The sequence below is a fragment of the Caballeronia mineralivorans PML1(12) genome (genome assembly GCF_001028175.1).
Taxonomy (GTDB): domain Bacteria; phylum Pseudomonadota; class Gammaproteobacteria; order Burkholderiales; family Burkholderiaceae; genus Caballeronia; species Caballeronia mineralivorans.
Genome location: NZ_AEJF01000194.1, coordinates 22,524 through 42,675 on the forward strand (window position 1 = coordinate 22,524; position 20,152 = coordinate 42,675).

At 57.4% G+C, this 20,152-nt stretch carries 20 protein-coding genes; 8 read left to right on the forward strand and 12 right to left on the reverse strand.

The features are described 5' to 3' along the window. Positions 1-15: 15 nt before the first annotated feature. A complete protein-coding gene (locus EOS_RS33075; protein WP_047896423.1) occupies positions 16-198 on the forward strand; it encodes a hypothetical protein in 183 nt (60 codons plus the stop codon). Then, positions 198-1,805: a hypothetical protein gene (locus EOS_RS33080; protein ID WP_047896424.1), complete on the forward strand. Its 1,608-nt coding sequence runs from the start codon at positions 198-200 to the stop codon at positions 1,803-1,805. Before EOS_RS33075 ends, EOS_RS33080 begins: the two co-directional genes overlap by 1 nt. Positions 1,806-1,921: 116 nt before the next feature. Here EOS_RS33080 and EOS_RS33085 read toward each other — a convergent pair whose 3' ends face one another. Then, positions 1,922-2,458, reverse strand: a complete 537-nt coding sequence (locus EOS_RS33085) for a hypothetical protein (protein WP_047896425.1) — start codon at positions 2,456-2,458, stop codon at positions 1,922-1,924. 323 nt (positions 2,459-2,781) lie between these two features. On the opposite strand from EOS_RS33085, the gene EOS_RS33090 reads away from it, so the two are divergent. Then, a complete protein-coding gene (locus tag EOS_RS33090; RefSeq protein ID WP_047896426.1) occupies positions 2,782-3,234 on the forward strand; it encodes a hypothetical protein in 453 nt (150 codons plus the stop codon). 13 nt (positions 3,235-3,247) lie between these two features. Then, the gene (locus EOS_RS48390) at positions 3,248-5,050 is read left to right on the forward strand and encodes a hypothetical protein (RefSeq protein WP_235443036.1); all 1,803 of its coding nucleotides are present in this window, start codon (positions 3,248-3,250) and stop codon (positions 5,048-5,050) included. 361 nt (positions 5,051-5,411) lie between these two features. Here EOS_RS48390 and EOS_RS33105 read toward each other — a convergent pair whose 3' ends face one another. From EOS_RS33105 to EOS_RS33130, 6 genes are all read right to left on the reverse strand, one after another. After that, positions 5,412-6,413: a hypothetical protein gene (locus EOS_RS33105; RefSeq protein WP_047896428.1), complete on the reverse strand. Its 1,002-nt coding sequence runs from the start codon at positions 6,411-6,413 to the stop codon at positions 5,412-5,414. A gap of 478 nt (positions 6,414-6,891) precedes the next feature. After that, a complete protein-coding gene (locus EOS_RS33110; protein ID WP_047896429.1) occupies positions 6,892-7,311 on the reverse strand; it encodes a DUF2513 domain-containing protein in 420 nt (139 codons plus the stop codon). 119 nt (positions 7,312-7,430) lie between these two features. Beyond that, on the reverse strand, positions 7,431-7,865 hold the full coding sequence (locus EOS_RS33115) for a hypothetical protein (RefSeq protein WP_152693214.1): 435 nt from the start codon (positions 7,863-7,865) through the stop codon (positions 7,431-7,433). Between the two features lie 114 nt (positions 7,866-7,979). Beyond that, a complete protein-coding gene (locus EOS_RS33120) occupies positions 7,980-8,297 on the reverse strand; it encodes a hypothetical protein (protein ID WP_047896431.1) in 318 nt (105 codons plus the stop codon). A gap of 506 nt (positions 8,298-8,803) precedes the next feature. Continuing rightward, positions 8,804-9,655 (reverse strand): TraB/GumN family protein, encoded by an 852-nt coding sequence (locus tag EOS_RS33125; RefSeq protein ID WP_082163600.1) that lies wholly within the window; start codon positions 9,653-9,655, stop codon positions 8,804-8,806. Next, positions 9,649-9,957, reverse strand: coding sequence for a hypothetical protein (locus EOS_RS33130; protein WP_047896433.1), 309 nt, complete (start codon positions 9,955-9,957; stop codon positions 9,649-9,651). The genes EOS_RS33125 and EOS_RS33130 overlap by 7 nt, the downstream gene beginning before the upstream one ends. A 41-nt stretch (positions 9,958-9,998) precedes the next feature. Here EOS_RS33130 and EOS_RS33135 point away from each other — a divergent pair, with 41 nt between their 5' ends. Further along, positions 9,999-10,457 carry an SOS response-associated peptidase family protein gene (locus EOS_RS33135; RefSeq protein ID WP_053064109.1) on the forward strand — a complete coding sequence of 153 codons (459 nt, stop codon included), beginning with the start codon at positions 9,999-10,001 and terminating at the stop codon, positions 10,455-10,457. An 86-nt stretch (positions 10,458-10,543) separates the two neighbouring features. Beyond that, a complete protein-coding gene (locus EOS_RS33140) occupies positions 10,544-10,909 on the forward strand; it encodes a DUF805 domain-containing protein (protein ID WP_160312558.1) in 366 nt (121 codons plus the stop codon). Positions 10,910-11,210: 301 nt separating this feature from the next. On the opposite strand, the gene EOS_RS47275 is transcribed toward EOS_RS33140, so the two are convergent. From EOS_RS47275 to EOS_RS33150, 3 genes are read right to left on the reverse strand one after another with little or no spacing between them, the layout of a single operon-like run. Further along, complete coding sequence (locus tag EOS_RS47275; RefSeq protein ID WP_160312559.1) at positions 11,211-11,351, reverse strand: hypothetical protein; 141 nt, start codon at positions 11,349-11,351, stop codon at positions 11,211-11,213. Then, positions 11,348-11,656 (reverse strand): HigA family addiction module antitoxin, encoded by a 309-nt coding sequence (locus EOS_RS33145; protein ID WP_047896435.1) that lies wholly within the window; start codon positions 11,654-11,656, stop codon positions 11,348-11,350. Before EOS_RS33145 ends, EOS_RS47275 begins: the two co-directional genes overlap by 4 nt. A 10-nt stretch (positions 11,657-11,666) precedes the next feature. Beyond that, entirely contained in the window at positions 11,667-11,945 is a 279-nt protein-coding gene (locus EOS_RS33150; RefSeq protein ID WP_047896456.1) for a type II toxin-antitoxin system RelE/ParE family toxin, read from the reverse strand. Positions 11,946-12,805: 860 nt separating this feature from the next. Here EOS_RS33150 and EOS_RS33160 point away from each other — a divergent pair. Beyond that, positions 12,806-14,104 carry a hypothetical protein gene (locus EOS_RS33160; RefSeq protein WP_152693215.1) on the forward strand — a complete coding sequence of 433 codons (1,299 nt, stop codon included), beginning with the start codon at positions 12,806-12,808 and terminating at the stop codon, positions 14,102-14,104. 418 nt (positions 14,105-14,522) lie between these two features. On the opposite strand, the gene EOS_RS33165 is transcribed toward EOS_RS33160, so the two are convergent. Then, positions 14,523-15,782 (reverse strand): tyrosine-type recombinase/integrase, encoded by a 1,260-nt coding sequence (locus EOS_RS33165; protein ID WP_047896438.1) that lies wholly within the window; start codon positions 15,780-15,782, stop codon positions 14,523-14,525. 686 nt (positions 15,783-16,468) lie between these two features. Here EOS_RS33165 and EOS_RS33170 point away from each other — a divergent pair. Beyond that, a complete protein-coding gene (locus tag EOS_RS33170) occupies positions 16,469-17,743 on the forward strand; it encodes an amidohydrolase family protein (RefSeq protein WP_047896439.1) in 1,275 nt (424 codons plus the stop codon). A gap of 87 nt (positions 17,744-17,830) precedes the next feature. On the opposite strand, the gene EOS_RS33175 is transcribed toward EOS_RS33170, so the two are convergent. Continuing rightward, positions 17,831-19,972: a M3 family metallopeptidase gene (locus tag EOS_RS33175; protein ID WP_047896440.1), complete on the reverse strand. Its 2,142-nt coding sequence runs from the start codon at positions 19,970-19,972 to the stop codon at positions 17,831-17,833. Between the last annotated feature and the right edge of the window lie 180 nt (positions 19,973-20,152).

The following is a 20,152-nucleotide window of genomic DNA, read 5'->3' on the forward strand; positions in this document are numbered from 1 at the left end:
AATGGAGTTGCCACTATGAACCAGAAACGAATCCTCTCGAATCCTGGTAAGCCAGGCGGGGCGATCGATACCGTCGTGCTCGACGTGAATATGAACGTCACGTTTGCAGGCGAATACGGGGCCGTGACCCACAACAACAAAACGTCCGTGCTCGTTCCCCGTGGCTCCGGCACGCCGAACGTATCGGTATCCAACTGATGCAAGTCAATCTCCGCAATCCGAACATTCAGGTGCTGCTGCACAAGGTCGTCGACCGTACGACGGCTGCAGGCAGCGCGCCAGTTACGTCGACGAACGCCCCGACGAGCGGCGCGAATCTGTCCGTGACTGCCTCGGGCTCATTGACGTCAAACATTTACGACCTCACGCCGTGGCTTGGCGAGGGCTCGCAGGTCCGCGTGCAGAAGTCCGTTCGCGAGCCTGCGGGCGCGTTCTCGATCTCGTTCGCCGACAAACTCGATAGCGGCCTGAAAGACACGCTATACGCGCTGATCGAGCCGATGGATCTCATCGAGATCCGGTTCGCTGGCGATGCGTGGAAGTACGCTGGCCGCGCACAATTGCCGATCATGATGCGCGGCTTTGTCTCGGATATTGAGCGTAGGCAGTCGATGGGTTCGGATGGCAAGCCACGGCGCACGGTGGAAGTGGTGGGCCACGACTATCAGAAGATCCTGCAGCTTATCCAGATCTTCAATATCCCCACGAGCCCGGACTCGGCAGATCTGATCTCAAGTTTCCCGCTGTTTTCTAAGTACGGTGAAGCGTTCAACGTGCAGAAGTCGACCGCCTTCGTACTCGCTGCATTTAACTCGATCGTCAATCCGTATATCTCGAACATGCAGCAGGCGGTGTCTTCATCCGCCGCTGCGTTGCTTGAGATCGCTACCGATATCCAGGTTCCGGACGCGGTGGTGTCGGTGCAGCTAGGCGCGTTCAACAGCGGGACGGTGCAGCAGCTTCTGGAGGAGTACCTTGACATCGGGCCGTTCAATGAATTCTTTGTCGAGGACCGCGATGCGGGCGCATGGGGGCCTGCTGGACCGTATGCAGTCTATCGTCCCGTGCCTTTCCTCGACGCTACGCAACGATCCCCTCTGCAGCCCGTGGCTGGTTCGGTAACTACTGGCGTGTCTCCTTCGGGGATTTTCGCTCCCACGGCTAACTGCGTGACGATCAAGAGCGACTCTATTGTGTCGATTTCGGCCCGGCGCAACGACGCGAACGTCGCCAACTACTACTGGGTCGATGCGCCGAGGTTCAGCATGAACTATGACGATCCCTCGAAGATGATGGCGAACTTCTCGGCGCTGCAGGATTCGTCGCCTTACTACGTTCAGGACTATGGCAACGTCAATCCGTCGCTATACGGCACTCGCAAGCTCGAAGTGGCAACGCAGCAGGGCGGCGCAAGCGAAACGAACAGCGGGAATGGGACGCCTGCCGGAGATAACCGCTGGAAAAACCAGAACTCATTCCTCGACTGGATCACGAAACGGCGCAATTTGTTGATTCAACTCAACAGGGACAATGTCGTGTTGGAGAGCGGATCAATGCATCTGAAGGGCAACGAGAACATCAAGGCGGGCTCGTATGTCCAGGTCAACTACGGGGCCACGTCGAACAACGCGCTGGGCGGCATTCAGTCGATCCATTATGCCTATTCGGTGACACATGTCTATGAGCCGTTCGGCAACTACTTCACGGAAGTGGAGTACGACCGCGGGACGAACTTTATCGATCGGATCACTCAATCGCAGGGCGGCGTCCCGGCCTATTACGCTGAAAAACTCCAGCCACAATAGTAGGACTGGCTATGCTTTCCTCCCTTGACGATCCAACGAGTCCGCCGATTGCTGGCACGTAATGAGAAAGGCCCCTGTTGTGTTGAAGGGGCCTTTCCTTTGGAGCGGCGTATGCGCTAGTTGATAGCAGCAATCGACTTTGCTGTTCCGCCGTTGGCCTTGTAGTTCACCCATGCTTGATGAATGCTTTCACTGCAACTGACTATCCACTCGGCGTAATGCCGACGCGCTCCCATATCGATCACCCCAGATACTTCCTCAATCTCATGCTGATGCGCCAAGCCTTCCCTTGCATTTTCGATGGTTTGCTTGCATGACGAAATTTGCTTCGCTGCCTGTGCTGCCTTGTATTCCGGCGTGCTTTCAAGCGCGATCTGGGCCTGGCGATCGGCATTCTGCTTTGCAATCGCGGCATCGCGCGCTGCCACCCACGCCTCCTGTTGCTTCTCTCGGGTAGCCGCCTGTTCAGCAAGCATAGTCTGCGTGCGCGCTGCTTGCGCTGGATCGCGGCAAGTCCTAATCGGACCGTTGTAGGTGCAAATCATGCCGCCGCTTGATGTGTTATCGATCATCCATCCATCCTTTCCAAGCGTTACGCCGCCGCAGGCGCTCAGGGATGTTGCGATGACCGCGGCAAGAAGGAAGCGTTTCATGGTGGTCCCCGGTTTCTCAGGCTGTTATGTTTTTGCCACTGGCACACTACTCCACACCGAGAAACATCGCCACTCATTCGCGTATTTTTCGAGGGCGTCGAGAGGACACTACCACTCGTGACGGGAAAATCTAAATTAGGAACAAACGTCGAGCATCGTCCCTCGACCGCTTCATTGGCCCCTCTTCACCGAGGGGCTTTTTTTTGCCAGTCAACCAACAGAGGGGTGCGCCAAGACCTTCGTGAAACGCTGCTGAAAACGATCGTCTGAGAAGAAATCGTGACGCCAAAGTTGATTCATAACTTTGGAGTTCAGTCTCGACCATGCGTCTATTTGACCGTTTCAAGAAGGGGCCGACCGGGCTTTTTGTTCTCGATATCTATCGGGCCGGGAAGCTCATCGAGCACTTTGAGGAAAAGAACCTCATCGTCATCGGCTCTCAGCAAACCCACGCGCTGCTTCTCGGTGGCTCCGTGACCGGCCAAAGCGTTACGCAGTTCGGCATTGGCACAAATGCGACTGCACCTGTGTTCGGCAACACGACGCTGACGGGTCAGTACGCCAACGCTATTACCGGCGTCTCCTATCCGGCGATGAACGAAGTCCAGTTCGCATTCGCGATGGGTTCAGCGGATACGCCCGCATTCGGCATGGCGATCTCGGAGTTCGGTCTCCTGACCACAGTTGGAACTTTATATGCCAGGAAAGCGCGCAGCGCGCCCTTGAACTTCGCCAGCGACATCAGCCTGAGTGGTACCTGGGTGATCTCATTCTAATTAGGAGTAGAAAGTGGCGTATTTGCCCGAAGTAGAAAACTACGACGTTGGCGTATATCAAATTGCAATCAGCGACGGAGTAATTGGCTACAACCCGACCAATCCCAACACTGCCGCCAATCAGGGTATCAGCAACCAAGCTGCGCTCAACCTCGCGAATCGGACGAACTGGCTCTATACGAACCTGAATCTGGTCATCGCGGGCACGACTATCCCGCCGACGGTCGCGCCGCTGAATAGCGCGGGCTTGACGGGTACGCCGACGACGCCGACGCCGCCGCTCGGCGATAACTCGCTCAAGATCTCGAATACCGCTTGGGTGCAGTCCCTCGTGTCCGGTGTCTTGAATCTGAGCGTCGCGGGCGGCACAAACGTGTCCCTGAGTGCGGTGCAGGCCGGTAACGGTACGCTCAACTTCACGGGCGCGCTGACGGCCAACATCGCAGTCATCCTGCCGAACGTGCCGGGTAAGTGGGTCGTGGAAAACAACACGACTGGCGCTTTCACGCTGACGGTGAAGACGGCGGCTGGTACTGGCGTTGCGGTGACGCAGGGCAAGATCAATTCGCTGTTCGGCGATGGTACGAACATCTATCCCGAGCAGAACGACTTTTCCTCGATCCAGCTTACTGGTACGCCGACTACTGTGACGCCGCCCGTTGGCGACAATTCGACCAAAATTGCAACGACGGCATCCTGCTACCAGCTTAAGAATGGTGTTGTGACGGTCAATGTCGCGGGTGGCGCAAACGTGGTGCTGACTGCTGCTCAATACGGCAACGGCATCATCCTGCTTACTGGCGCGCTGACGGCAGCCATTGAGGTCATCGTGCCCGCGCAAGGGGGCACGTACGTTATCTCGAACCAGACGACCGGCGCGTTTGCTCTGACTCTTGGGGTTAGCGGCGGGGGTAGCACGGCAGTCATTCCGCAGGGCCAATCGGTGCTCGCGTACTGCGATGGTACGAACGTTGTGCTCGCGGGCAACAATTTTTCGAACGTGGCGCTTACGGGAACGCCGACGACGCCGACTCCGACTGCATTGGATAGCAGCACCAAGGTCGCGAATACGGCATGGGCGAACGCTATCGGCCCGGTTGTCGGAAGCGTGCGCAATGCCGCTATGTCAGTTACAGCGGCGAGTGCAAGCGCGACGTTCACGGCAGACGAGATCATCGTCGAGACTGCGCTCGGCGGTGCTCCCTTCCGGCTCGCTAGCTTCAACAAGACTATCAACCTCGCCGCGACAGGCGCGGGCGGCATGGATACGGGCGCCGCGCCGGTTAGCGGGTTCGTTGCGCTGTATGCGATCTACAATCCGACTACGCAGACGGCTGCGTTGCTCGCGACGAATGCCGCGGCGCTTCAACCGAACGTCTATGGCGGGGCTAACATGCCCGCTGGCTATACTGCATCCGCGCTTTTGAGCGTCTGGCAAACAAATGCATCTAAGCAGTTTGTTATCGGGTATCAGCAAGACCGAGCAGTGACCATGTCGCAGTACACTGCGCTTTCGACGTCTACCAGCGCGGTCACTTCGCTATCGTTGGGGGCAAACGTGCCGCCCAATGCTCGATCTGTAGATGGGGTTCTTCTCATCAGTAATACTGCTGCGTCGTCAATGATATTGTCGATCGCCGCGCTGTCTGGAATTCCGGGCAGGACACTGCAGATGAACCCCATCGCTGCGGGGCAGACGTTTCAAACCAGCTTTGTAAATGTGGGCTTAGCCACTGCCCAAACCATTTTCTACGCGGCAAGTAGCAGCTCGGGAACCCCGACATTCGGCATTTACATTACAGCGTACTATATCTAAATGACCACGATAAACGTTCAATTTTCGGATGCGACTGAAGCTTCCGTGACTTCGTATTTCGGATGTCCGCAAGATCCGGATTTATACCCGAATCAAGCGGAGATCAGCGCATCGGATGCACGGTGGAAAGCATATTTCGAAGCCCAACTGGCATCGATTCAACAATACCTGCCAGCGCCGGTTACTTCCTGAGAATCCAGATCGGCGCAAAAGCGAAGTATTGATCAAGATACCCTGACTTTGTTGCGTCAGTCGTCGATATCACAGCGACTGTTCCGCAACCTAACCTGGGCGACCTTTACGAAGACGGGGCATTTAGGGCTCCGCCCCCGATCGCCTAACCTTTTAGCTGACGGCCACTCTAGTTTTGAGCCCGGGCCAATGGTGCTTCTTTCGACGTTCTAAGCACGGAAATCGGCAACCTGGCGAAGTATTGCGGTAACACTTCCGGATGGTCATTGAGCGATTTTTCTAGGCTGGAATTGACGTCAACGCCCGGCACGTCTGTGAATACGCGGGCCACTTCTCCCATCGAAGTCGGAAGCCCAAGCGCGAGAGCGACAATCATCGCGGCCGCCGCTAAGCGCGGGCCAGTGACAATCAATTCTCCGGCGAGGATGGCGAGGACAGCCAATCCAGCCATCGACACTCGCATACCAAAATCGTTGTATGCGCCAGCCTTGTAGAGGGGAATCAGCATCAATGATGATAGCGCCACGATGAGCATTGCTCTACCGTCGCGTTTGGCGAACAGCAGGATGATTCCAAGAACAGCAAATTCGACTACTACGAATAGGAAATATGACGGCCAACTGAAACACGGTGCGCCGGCGCTTTCGCTCCATACGCATCTATTCGCTGGCGTGCCGATGAATCCGTGGGGGATTTGTCCGGCCGAATTGGTCAGATAGAGCATCGTCGGAAGAGCGATAAGCACGAGGGCAACTACCGGTCGCCAGTCGAATACGATTTCCTTGATACCGTTGCGCCATGCGAGCACCAACGCGAAAGGCGCGAGGCCGATTGCAGCGAAAGGCGACCATAAGCAGATCGCGGAAAACGCCAACGCAAGATATGGCAGGAGAGTCGGACGCTTGGCTTGCAATAATAATATTGCGGCGCCGAGCCAGACGGCGATCGCGTGCTGCGGGACCCAAAACAGGGACGTCATGTTGGATGCGTATTCAATCCATCCAGCCCACCATTCGATGTGGTAGATCAATCCGACCTGAAAGTGAGTGATGGCGCGGCCAACAATATCGGCGCCGCTGAACAAGATGAACACCAGCGGCATAATGACCGCTGCTCTCTTCGTGGTAATCAAGCTGTTGAGCATCCTGAAAAACAGAAAGATGCCCGCCAATGACCATAACCCGGATGGGCCGCTCTCGCTAGTGAGTGCGGCCGTACATAGAAATCGGCACGGCCTAGAATCGATATGTCACCATCAGCGTGCTCGGGCTGTAAATTCCTTTGCAATATCCTCAACCTGATCCAATCGGGTCACTGCCAAAAAAGCATTGAACAGTACGAAGGAACGGACGCGGATTTGTGACGCCAACCTGAATTTGCCCGCTCCTTCAACGCCGCGCTTCACATAGTCCTTCAGCCCGCCGAGAGCGGATTCTTTTTCGTCCCGCGCAAGGTGGTATTGCGCGACTTCGACCTGTTCAACCGTTAAAGCTCCACGGTCTACTGGTCCATGATCGACGGTTTGCGCCCGAGCAGGGCGTCGCGTAGCCGGCCGATCAGCGGCTCGGCTGATTCGTCGCGCTCGACCGCCTCAAGGAGCTTTAGGGTGTACGAGGCCAAGGCGTCGCGCACGCCGAGGCGAGTCTCGCTTATCCTTGACCCAATACCTGTTTTAGCGCTAATACTCCAATCGCTTTAATCGCCTCGAACGTCAGTTCGATGCCCTTGGTTTTTGCCGTTGACTTGATCGTTTCCCACACTGGCGACGATCGCATGGTGTCTAGGAGATCGTGCCCAGCCATAGTCAATCGTGGGGTCGATCGCCCATAAGATATGTGACCGTCGGCGCCTCTCAATACCCGCAGGCCTTCTACGTATCCGTTGTCAATGAGCATTTCAAGATGGCCGGCGATTCGGCCTTCGGCAGCGTTGTACTCCTTCGTCTGCTGCTCAAACTCCTCCCACGGTTGATCAGCCCACTTTGGCTCTTTAGGGATGTCCGCTAGGACGTCTCGTTCTTCTTCGATGTCGGTAAGCTGCTGCCGCAGAAGGTCCCATTCGCGTTTCATCGTTTTCCTTTTTAGCGGTGGCGTGTGGTTTGCTGTGCTGCCAGGAAGGACCGCAATTCACTGCTCAAGCATCATGTCGATTAGCACTTCTCCGCCGACCAGCGCGTCGCGCTTGAGCGTTAGTCCGCTCTCACGAGGTGGTCCTGGGAGCCCTTAGACTCCCCAAGCAGCGCGTCGCGCAGTTCATCTATCAGCGGTTGAATGAGCGTCGGCTCAAACTTGTCGCCCGGCTCATACGTGTCGAGTACCTTGTCGAAGAACCACATGAAGGCGTCGCGCACCGCAAGCCGCGTCTTGCCGTTGATGACGAGCGCCTTGAGGATGTACTCGCCAAGTTGATCCGGTGCGTTCCACGGGCCGGTCAGGTACTGGTCCGAGGGGATGATCCCGAGGAAAAGGCTGTTCATGCGCCGGCACTCGAAGTCGAGCCGCGCCATGAAATCCTGATGCCCGAGTAGCCCGAGCGTCTCCACCGTGAAGTCGCGGATGAGCCGATCGACCACGACAAAATCGCCAAGCGAAGGTTGTGCGTCGGGTAGTTTGGCCTTGTCCATGTGATCCCCGAGACTCAAAAATATGTTAAATAGATCAATGCCTTGGCCGAGCATTGAGCGTCATTTGTGCTCTGCGTGGGCCTTGCGTGCCCGCGAGGCTGCTCGCCCTTCGAGTTATTTAGTGAACTGGTGGCTTTCGTGCGTGATCTTTCGGAAAGTGCCGTCTGCGTCGAAGCTCAGAACCATGTGATACCCGGGCGCCTGCCATTGCAGCAGTATGCCGCCCGCAACGGCGCTTCGAGCCGACGGCGCTCCCACTGCGGCGATAATTTCATTCGCCGTCTTGCCGGTCATATTGCCGAGATCAATGAACCGCAACGCCAGTGCGCGGCCCCCGCTCAGTGGATCGCGCGGTTTCGCGCGAGCGCGAGAGCGCGATGCTGCTGCCAGCAGGAGAAGAAAAATAAAAATGACGGGTATTGCGGCGAGCATGGGTTTGCGATCCGGATTTTATTGTTTAAATGCCTGGAGCCGTTCCATGGCGCTGCACGATACCGTGTAACCCGTTGGTTTACCACTGGTTTTTGCGGTGCTGCTTACCTGCAACCGAGGTACAGGACGCCCGCGGCATCCGCGCTATCCTTCCCGAGTCTGAAGGCCGAGGTTTAACGCAGCAAAATCAAGCAGTTACGCCTGCTTTCGCTCAGGTCCAGAAGTGCCGAAGCAGCGCCTCCGCGAGGATGATGGTGACGCCGACTGCGTACAGCCTGCGTGTCATGCGGCGCTCGAAAGCGTCAAGTGTTGAATGCATCGCTTGATTCCTCGTTTCGACCGGTCTCGCCGCGTTGGATACACCATACCTCACGGGATCGCCGGTCGTCCACGTTGCCCGCACGTGCAACCTCGTGAACCTGCTTCGTTTGAAGTGCCGTCAAGGGTACAGCCGACTCGGGATCTGTATCTAGCTCCTTGGGGTCCGTGGTACTTGGCCCGTTTGCCTACGTGCAGCGTAGCAAGCTGTGGCCTTGCTGAGCGAGTAGGTATGGGAGACCAACGGGACCGCAGAGGTGCAGGACGCCCACAACGAACAATGCGGACTCCTGCCGTCGCGCTTGGTCTAGGATTTTCGGAATCCAGTTTGTGTTTCGTCGCCAGACCAGTTCAGACATGGTGTGGGGTATCAGTTCGATGCGCTTAGCGAGTAACGCCTCGAAATACGAGTAATCGCGGCTCTTCCACGCATCGAGCATCTGTCGGAATTCGGAGAGTCCTGCGTCACTCTGTGCAACATGGCTGAGAAACGCGATTTGCTCATCCATTGGTGCGCTTGACAATATGTGCATTTGGTCGGCGCGTGATTCAAGCTTGTCTACCTGCTTTGCCTCGCGCTTTGCTTGGCTGCGGAGTTGTTCGTCCACACCGAGATGGCCGTGGTATCCGGCCGCCGCCGCTGCGTGCACCATGAGTTGAAGAGCCACCCAGCCGGGTTTGGTGGTGTGCAGGCATCGTGCATCAAGGCCTAGGCGCGTCACGTGTGCTTGAACGTTGGCTAGGGTGTCGGCAGGAATGCGGTCGTGGGGTGGTGGCGTGCCTGTCGGCAACTGGATAGGGGTCGGGTCTAGGGCCTCGGTGGAGTCGAGTTCGAAGATCACACGAGCAGCGTTAGCGAACGCCGTGTACTCCGCGGGCAGAAGCTGAATAGGGTTCATGTCCGTTGCGTGGATCGACCCTAGGACATAGGTGTTGCTGCCTTGGAGGCGCCACAGCATTTGAACCTCGCGAGTTGAGAACCTTGAGAGCCCATTATCACCGTTCGGTTCGTCATTGTCCGGTCGGCTTCTCGCTAGCATTTATTCCGGAAATTCGGTGCGTTCGGATGCGATGTTGGAGGCGTGCAATAAATCTTGTCGGCGCGCCCGAGTTCAGTGTCGATCTGCCGCAGTAGTTGGTTTAGCAGCTTCATGCGAGCTTCGAGCGGCCGGTTGTTCACGGCAGCGGTGCGACAGCCCTCCGCGATGGTGCGTAGCTCCGAAAGGAAGTAGCGTTGTGACTGTACTTCGAGTATCAGGCGGCGAACGTCGTCTGCCTGGTACAGCCGCCACCATGCGCGAAGCTCCTCGTACTTCGGTGGGTCGAACAGGGGCAGGATCATTTCATGGACATTCAGTACTGTATGGATATACAGTATAAACCGTGTTCGGCGGCGCTATCACCGACCTTCAGGGAGGGGCGTATACGAGCTACAAGATTGGCGACACCAAGATCTTCGAGGCACTTTCGGAGTTTCCGGCTGCGAGCTTCGATTTCAAAGCCGAGACTTACAAGGACTACTCGGTGCCTGTCTTTCGCCGCGGCGCGGATGGCTTCGGCGCCGACGCAGCGACTTTCGGCATGGTGCCGCGCAAGCGCATCCTGCCAGGCGTGAAGATCTTTGACACGATGAACGCGCGGGCCGAGTCCGTCGGCGAGAAACGCATTTTCAGCGGTGCCTGGAAGAAACTGCAGCTTTGCTTGATCCCGTGTGAGAGTTTCTTCGAGCCAGACTACGGCACAGGTAAGCCGGTGCGTAGGACGTGCCTCGCCTTCCTCTTCCATACCAAAGACAGGCTGGCGAGGAAGATGGCAACGTGTGATTCGCGCCGCTGGCGCTGAATTGCCCCTTTGATGTGGCGAACATCGTTGCGCGACCTATCATGCATAGAGCGTCCTTTGATTCATTCACGATAAGGGGGTGCGCTATGGCCGACCACTGGAAGAGGGTTCTCTTTTCTCCACGCGGACGCGCACCTCGGTTGCACTGGTGGGTTTCGCGCCTCCTCTTTCTTCCGTTCATGGGTCCCGAAAGCGTCTATGAAGATCTGTCATTCGGATGGGGACTGGCGTTTTTTTGCTGCGCGCTTGTCTTTGGGTACGTGATAGTGGTCATCGAAATCAAGCGCTGGCACGACATCAATTATTCGGGCTGGTGGTTTTTGATCAACTTTGTGCCCTTGATAGGGTTTCTGGTGGCCCTCTTTCTTTGCGGTGGTCGAGAAGGCGACGCCGGGACGAACCGGTACGGACCGCCTACGACGCCGAACGTAAAAGCGCTGACGCCTGACTAGCCGCCGTGGTTCGCGGCCGAAGAGCGGTAGCCGACCCGACCTGGACCGATGTCCGATAGGCTTCGTAAGCGGTCGCTGCGGTCGCTGCGGTCGCTGCGGTCACGGTGGCCGGAAGGCGGCTACAGGGTCGACAAGTGACTATCGCGACTGGCAGTAGATACTCGGCAGCGCGAGCGCAATGCGCATACGGTAGCGTCGAAACAGAATGGCCTAGGCGCCTCATGCTCCAGTGGGGAACGGGATGTCCTGCGGATGCGTCCATGTCGCCTACGCGCAGAAAAGAGGTAGTGAAAGCAGTAGGTTAGGAGGTCGCGCGAGCCTCGCGAATCCTCAGCACCCTGAGCGGGATCTCTGTGGCGCGCTGCTTCTCGGCCGGTGTCAGGTGCGGCAGCGCGTTGAACTTGGTTTGCCATGCCTGCCATTTTTCGGCGCCCGTGCTCACGCCACCTCCAGTTCGGGAGCGCGGGAAACCTTCGGTGCGCCGTGTTGGCGAGCCTGCCAAAGGTCATACGATGCCTGCTTTGCAATCCAGAGGTCCGCGCGACCACCGCGCTCTACTCCGAGCCATCCTTCGATGCGCAGCGCCATCTCTGGCGAGATACCGGCGCGGCCGTGCAGCACGCGCGACAGGGTTGCCCGGGTAACGCCAAGCTGTTCGGCGGCTTCAGTGACATTCAGACCGAGCGCCGGGAGAATGTCCTCGCGCAGGGTTTCGCCGGGGTGCGGCGGGTTGTGGATTCGGCTCATTTTGCTTACCTCAGTGATAGTCCTGATAGTCGACCAATACGGCGTCCGTGCCTTCAAATCGGAAGGTGAGACGCCAGTTTCCATTTACTGACACGGCGTAGTGTCCTGCCAGCGCGCCATTAAGGGAATGCAATCGCCAGCCCGGCACGTTCATGTCCTGCGCAGATTGCGCGTCGTCCAGGTGGTCTAGCTGGCGGCGCAACTTGGAGGCGTGGTCCGGACGGATGCCGGCCCGACTACCAGTCTCAAAAAACGCCTGCAGCCCCTTGTGGTCGAATGTTTTTATCATTTCTAGTGTGTCGTGTATGGCTACACTATACATTTGAGCGCATGAAAGGCAAGCAGAATCGCTTAGGATGCAAGGGGAATGCTGGTGCGCCATTTAGAATCCGGCTGGCGGCATCGAACTGAGGCGGCGGTTCAGGTCGCCGTGCAACATCCGGCGCGGAAGCTTACTGGATAAGGCTAGAACGCTGCTGCATCATTGGGGTGTGCATTGTAGGAGAGCTGCAATTCGCCAATATTGATTCCCGGCATGCCGCTTTTAATGACAATCGCGTCGCTCTCGTGTCATTTGAACGGACAGCCGAAGCAACACGGCACCTATGGTGATTTACTCGTCTCGGTCGTCGGGCGAGAGTCGTTCCCAATTACGAGCAACCCAGTCGGCGAGCGCGCCGCATGCGTCGCGCAGTGTCAGGGAAAATGGCTCGCCTACGGCAATCTCGTCCTCGAAAAGTTCAGTGACTTCCAACTCGGTCGTGGTGGTCCCTCTTGGTCATAGTCACGGCAACAATAGGCGAAGGGCGGGCTTCGTACACCTCCTAAACTTGGGAGCCCAGCGACCGTCGACGTGGTGCTAACACGTATGGGAACATTCGAGGTTGTGCTGCAACCTGTGATAGTTGGGAACTGTAATCATCCCCTCGGTACACCGGTAAACGCACTGTCTGCCGGTATTGACCAGTCGATGGCTCGCGGAGCGCCAGCAAAATGTACGTAACTGCTGTCCAGTTCGCATGTTTCTCTTGGTTAGATAATTCGAGCGACTAAAATCAATCAAGCGCATTGCCGGCAATTTCTTTGTAGTTGGCCTTCGTCAGACCACGACGTGCTTCGGCGATATGTTCCGGGAATGGAGGACGAAAGATGCCCGACGCTACTCTTGATGTACTTACAACGCCACACGAACTCGCGAACAGCGTGTCATCAAAAGCGATAGTTTGTGTTCTCGTCTGGAGTGAAGGTCACGATGGGATGGAAAAGATCGCGCTCCTCCGGGATACCAATTCGTCTTGGTCACTACCCAAGGCATACATACAATCAAGTCTGGTGAATGACCGCAAGGCCGTTCTCGAGGCTGTGAAACTCAGTGTCGGGATCGACCTCCAGAAAATTGTTCATAGGTCCAGCGAGCAACTTGAAGTGGGTGATCTAACTCGAGTGTACTGGCACGCCCGTCTCAAGCCGGGTCAAGCATGCACCGTGTCATCAAACAAACTCGATTGGATGTCGCCACAAAAGGCGTTTCGTATGATGAACTCACGAGACGACGAGGAGGCCCTGCTCTTATACATCGCGACCCGACCTCATGTCATTGATGTTAGTAATCGCTATAGGAGCTCCTTCGTGGCTCGCCAATTTGCCTCGCCGAACGGTTTGCGATTGCTTGGGGACTTGCGTCGCGTCTCGACCCGTTTATCGGCCTACCCACAGACTCGCGCGCAAGATCTTAACTATTACGCTACGCAAATCATTCTTGCTAGGGCGTTAATGGCGTTTTACCAAAACGACTATGGTGGAAGCTGGAAGTGCCTTGGTGACGCGCTGCGACGCGAGCTTTTTCTCATGAATAAAGATGACCTAGCATCTCAGTGCAAGATTATCAAGGAGCAGGGTTTGAGGAAGCTCGACGGTTGGAGACTGGATGCGTTTCGCGACATCATGAAACTTAACTCAGAAAAGATCTCCCCCGCGCTACTGAGCCAAGCATCATGGTTAATTGCCGACTCGCAGGAAACCGCTTTTTACAGCATCCAACTCATACAGCGTCAGGTAAATGTCATCGTCACGACGTTGGTGGTTAGCAGCGGACTTTTCTTGCTGAATATGAATGCGTTGGGAGCGTTAAATGTCGGCGCCGTCAATTTCAGCGTGAAGCAACTTACTGGATCCTTTTTACTTGGGGCAATTGGCGCATGTGTCAGTACGCTGATCGCATTAGCCGGCCCTCAGAAGCTGCGCATTCCAGATCGGTTGATGAACTCTGTTATTGCCTTTGCAAGGCCATTCGTCGGCGGGGGTTCAGCCTTAATCAGTTCGTTCTTTCTCATGAGCGGTGTTATTGCGACTGACAGGCTGTCACTACCTTTAATTTATGTTGTCGCATTTGCCTTCGGATTTAGTGAGCGTCTTGTCATAAGTACTGTCTCGCGGCTCGATAAGTGAAGCGTCTGCACGGCAGTTTCTTAATGCTTGACCGGCTAGTCGTTGCGCACTGAGTGGTTAATGTGAGTGGGTTATGCGTGCAACTGCTTGATTTCAAAAGAGTTGCAGCGGCCTGCAAAGCCGTTTAGGCCGGTTCGCATCACGCGCGTAACCGGTGGTGGCCTCATCGTTGTAGATGGTGTCGCTTTCGACCCTGCGCCAGTTATGCGGCACGCAATGAAGCTGGCCCACAACACGCACGTACCTCTGTGGCAAAAATGGCGCTACGGCACTAGGCGAGAGTTGTCCTGGGCAACCGCGGCCGATCGCTCGATCTCTGAGCGTGTCGACTCGCCGCCGTCTAGCCAACGAGATCGTAGCCGAGAGAGCTTCGGGAAGGGTTTCTCGAAAATAGCCGTGAGAGTCTCCATGAGGAGGGTTACGCAGTGGCGTTGATCGAGACTACATTCCACGGCCGACCCGCGGCGCACGCAACGATGAACGCGGCCCATAGTTCTAGTGCTTCCCGACGTTCGGGGATGTCTTCCCGCACGTCGTAAATCCGCTCCATGCCCTTGAGCTTGTGATTGAGTGCGAGTTCCGTGATCTCATTGGGGATTTTCATGTTGCGCATGTGGCCCTTGGCGGTGCTTCGGGTGTCGTGTGGTGTGAAGCGGCGAATGTCCAGCCCTCCGCGGGTGAATGCGCGATCAATCGAAGCCCATAGAGTCGTGTTTCCGACGTGCGTGTCGCCGTGTTTTTTCCGACGAAGAGCAGTGCGAGCAGGGAGTACCCATTCGGAGTCACCGGCGATCGCCTTCAGGCACTCGAACCAATGTCGCACGGTCGGCGTAATCGGCACAAGGAAGCCCGCTCGCGTCTTGACCGATTGATCCGGTACGACCCACGTGTTCCTTTCGAAATCGACATGTTCCCATCGTGCTTTTGCCAACTCGATCGAGCGAACACAAGTGGCGAACAGGATGCGAAGCGCAAGGCCATTCTCGCGTCCGATCGTATCGTCGATTCCGACAAGCAATGTACGCATCTCGTCTTCGGTGAGCATCACGCGGGGCTTCACCGGAGGCCGCGGACCCATAAGCGCCTTGAGTGTGATTCCGACGCAAGGGTTGACATCGATCATGCGCTTGCCGCAGGCGTGCGCGAATAACTGCGTGGTTGTTGTGAGGAGGCGTTTGCAGACTGTCCATGAACGCCCGCTCTTTTCGATCATGTGTACGATATCGGCCGGCGCTACCTTGCGCACCTCAAGCGGACCGAGCTTTGGCCGTACGATATTTACGAGGTCCCACTTTCGATAGTAGATAGTGCCGTCGGCCAACGGTGGCTTCAGCACTTTTTCCTCGAAGTCGTCGGCCAGATCTTTGATCGTCCAGGCAGACACGGCGCGTGCGCGCTCGGTGCGCTTCTCGGTAGCCGGATCCGCGCCGCTGTCGATCGCTGCTCGGTGGGTTCGTGCCAATTTGCGCGCGGCAGCTAGAGCCAGATCGGGATAGTTACCGAGCGTCAGTTCTTTTCGTCGGCCCCCACCGACTCGATACCGCAGGATCCAACTGGCCGTACCGCCCGCCGAAAGCGTAAAGGTTAGGCCATCACCATCGGATATTGCAACGGGTTCGCCTTTCGCGACCCAGCGTCTGATCTGTAGATCCTCAAGCTTGTGCGTTTGCTTTGGCATGGCCGTCCGGGTGGGTAGCTAGAAGCAATCATTATATGCTGGCTACCCACCTAGCTACCCAATCCATGTGAGCGAGGCGGAGACAAATTGAGACATCTGGGGCTTGATGCACAAGGGAAAGCGGATGATTGCCGGGGTGAGAGAGCCATGCTGAAACATGCTGAGACAACAATGAAGATTGCAGGTGGCAATTTTCATGATTTTGCAGCGCCTTTGCTGACAGTGCTTTTCGAGTGATTAGACAAGTATTTTCTCTGCTGGCTGCCCATGCAACTATCCACCTGGCTAGCCAGTCGGCGTGTAGTGACGAAGCCTGCATATGGTCCTCGATGATATCGCGTGCTATCACGTTGGCAAGCACCTTCAAGGCACGACAACGATCGCGCGCGTGAGACCGATCAGCTTCGTGCAAACGTATGATCATGTCGAATTCTCCCAGGTCCGCGGCATGCTAAATATTTACTCATAGGGATAACAATAGAGTGTTGCAGGTAGCTGCAACCGGCGTGTTGACGCCGGATGGCCGGTTTTCCTACTATGATCGGCATCCGGGCATCCGGGCATCCGGGCATCCGGGCATCCGGGCATCGCCGCAATCGACCAATCGGCTAAGGCCGAGACAAGCCCTCTGACTGCCGGTTCTGTCCCGCTACAATCCCTGAAACGCCAAGCAAAAGGACAACCCCATGGACCTGATCATTCGACGCGCGGCGCTCGGTTCTTCACGCGAACTCGTGGACATTGGCATCGAAGGCGGGCGTTTTGCCGCGATCGAACCGCATCTCGCGGCGATCGGTTCTGAGGAAATCGACGCCGCAGGCTCTCTTGTCACCGCGCCGTTCGTCGACGCGCATTTCCACATGGACGCCACGCTGTCCTACGGCCTGCCGCGCGTGAACGCATCGGGAACCCTGCTCGAAGGCATCGCGTTATGGGGTGAGTTGAAGCCCGAGCTGACACAAGAGGCGCTGGTCGACCGGGCAATGCAGTATTGCGACTGGGCCGTCGCGCGTGGCTTGCTCGCGATTCGCTCGCACGTGGATGTCTGTGATCCGCGTCTGCTTGCCGTGGAAGCGCTCCTCGAAGTGAAGCGGCGCGTGAGCCCGTATCTGGACCTGCAACTCGTCGCGTTCCCGCAGGACGGCGTTTTGCGCAGCAAGGGTGCGTTCGACAATTTGAAGCGCGCGATTTCGATGGGCGTCGATGTGGTCGGCGGGATCCCGCATTTCGAACGCACCATGGCCGAAGGCGCCGAGTCCGTGCGGCTTCTATGCGAGTTCGCGGCGGAGAAGGGCGTGCGCGTGGACATGCATTGCGATGAATCCGACGATCCCATGTCGCGCCATATCGAAACGTTGGCGGCAGAAACGCATCGGCTAGGGTTACAGGGGCGCGTCACGGGTTCGCACCTTACGTCGATGCATTCCATGGACAACTACTACGTGAGCAAGCTGATCCCGTTGATACGCGATTCCGGCGTGGCCGCGATCGCGAACCCGCTGATCAACATCACGCTGCAGGGCCGCGCCGATACCTACCCTAAACGCCGGGGCATGACACGTGTGCCGGAGTTGATGGCAGCAGGCATAGACGTCGCATTCGGCCACGATTGCGTGATGGACCCGTGGTACAGCCTGGGCTCGGGCGACATGCTCGAAGTGGCGCACATGGGTTTGCACGTCGCGCAGATGACGGGCATCGACGCAATGCGCGCCGCCTTCGAAGCGGTGACAACCACGCCAGCGAAGATTCTGGGTATCGATGGGTATGGAATTGCCGTCGGCAACAATGCGGATTGCGTGGTGCTGGATGCACGCGATCCTGTCGAAGCAATTCGATTGCGGGCGGCACGTACCGCTGTGCTTCGTCGCGGCAAGGTGATCAGCCGGGCGCCGGCGATGCGGGCGAAACTCAGCCTGCAAGGGCGTCCCGATGAAGTGAATTTCCGCCTGGATCGATAAGACGGGAACCGCAAGGAGAAGGCCGCTCCAACTCACGCTGGAACGGCCTTCTTCGATCATGCAAACAGCATCGACGCTGTCACAGCATCAATGCGCCGCCTCTGGCGACATGCCGTTATGCCGTAATAGCGCATCGATATTCGGTTCGCGGCCGCGGAATGCCTTGAACGAGTCCATCGCGGGCCGGCTGCCGCCCACTTCCAGAATCTCGCGCCGATAGCGAATCCCCGTTGCCGCATCCAGCACCGAACCACCGGCCAGTTTCGCGGCTTCCTCGAATGCCGCATATGCATCCGCTGACAGCACTTCCGCCCACTTGTAGCTGTAATACCCCGCGGCATACCCGCCCGCGAAAATATGCGTGAAGGTATTGGTCCAACGCGAGAAGGGCGCTTGCGGCACGACGTGGAAACGCTCGTTGATCTCGCGCGCGAAGTCGTTGACGTTGATCGAACCCGCCGGATCGTAGTCGCTGTGAAGCTGGATATCGAACATGGAAAGCACGATCTGGCGCAACGTGCCGAGCCCGCTCTGGAAGTTCTTCGCGGCGAGCATCTTGTCGAAGAGTTCGCGAGGCAGGGTGGCGCCGGTGTCCACGTGGCCGGACATGTCGGTGAGGACGTCCCACTCCCAGCAGAAATTCTCCATGAACTGCGACGGCAGTTCGACCGCGTCCCATTCCACGCCGTTGATACCCGATACGCCCAGTTCATCGACGCGCGTGAGCATGTGATGCAAGCCGTGCCCGAATTCGTGGAACAGGGTGATGACTTCGTCGTGCGTAAAGCAGGCGGGTTTTCCACCGACGGGTGCGGAGAAATTGCAGGTCAAATACGCGACGGGCGTCTGCACGCCACCTTCACGGCGTTTGTGCCGCGAGCGGGCATCGTCCATCCACGCACCGCCGCGCTTGCCTTCGCGTGCATACAGATCCAGATAGAACTGCGCGACCAGCGAGCCGTCCTTGTTTTCGACGCGGAAAAAGCGCACGTCCGGATTCCAGACGGCGGCTTCATCGCGACGAATGGACACGCCGAACAACGTCTCCGTGACCTTGAACAAGCCCTTCAGCACGGCTTCTTGCGGGAAATACTGCTTCACTTCGTTTTCCGAGAACGAATAACGCTGCTGGCGCAAGCGCTCGGCGGCGAAGGTCGAATCCCACGGCTGCAATTCCGGCATGCCGAGTTCGGTCGCGGCGAACGCGCGCAACTCCATCCAATCTTTCTCCGCGTGCGGACGCGCGCGCACGGCCAGGTCCTCGAGGAACGCGATCACCTGTGCCGGCGACTCCGCCATCTTCGGCGCCAGCGATACCTCAGCGAAGTTCTGATAACCGAGCGCGTGCGCTTCTTCAGCGCGCAGCTTCAGCTGCTCGACAACATTCGCCGTGTTGTCCCATTCAGGCTTGCCGTTACCGTAGTTCGCGCTCAGCTCGGATGCTCGCGTCACATACGCGCGATACATCGCTTCACGCAGCGGCCGATGTTCGGCGTACTGCATCACAGGGAAATACGAGGGGAAATGCAGCGTGAACTTCCAGCCTTCGCTGCCTTCTTTCTGTGCGGCTTCGCGTGCCGCTTCGATCACGTCTTCCGGCAGCCCTGCAAGCTCGCTTTCCTTCGTGACGATGTACGAAAACGCGTTGGTGGCATCGAGGACGTGATCGGAGAATGCCTTCGATAACGCCGCCTGTTCTTCCTGCACGCGCGCAAAACGGGGTTTTTTATCTTCGGGCAACTCAGCGCCCGACAAACGGAAACCGCGCAGCTCGTTGCTGAGCATTTTCTTCTGTTCGACTGAAAGCGATGCGTGTTCTTCGCTCGCCGCAATCGCCTTGTATTTCTCGTACAGCGCCAGATTCTGCCCGACGCTTGCTGAAAATTCGGTCACGCGGGGCAAATTCTCGGCGTGGGCGGCGCGCAATTCGGGGGTATCGGCGACGGCATTCAGGTGGCCGATCACACCCCACGCACGCGACAGCTGCTCGCTCGCGCGTTCCACGCTTTCCACGATGTCGCGCCAGGTAGCCGGCGTGTCAGGCGCGCTGGCGTGATCGACGGCGGCTTTGGCGTCGGCGAGCAGGACGTCGAGCGCCGGCGTGACGTGTTCCGGTTTGATGTCGCCGAAGCGGGGCAGGTCGGAGAAATCGAGCAGGGGGTTGCCCTGAGCTTGGGTCTGAGCCTGATTCGCTGAATTCGCGGTACTCGATGGTGTCGAACTGGACATGGCTCTCCCGGTCTCGGATAAAAATGAATGCGAAGATGAATGTGAAGCCGCGCCCGACACAGCACGCGATTTCGACGGTTGGGCTTTCACTATTGTGGGGACGCACCCGCCGATTCTCAAATCGATTCTGGCTAAGGCGGCGATTTACGCGATCGGCGTTGCGCTTGCGCGTTTCAGCGC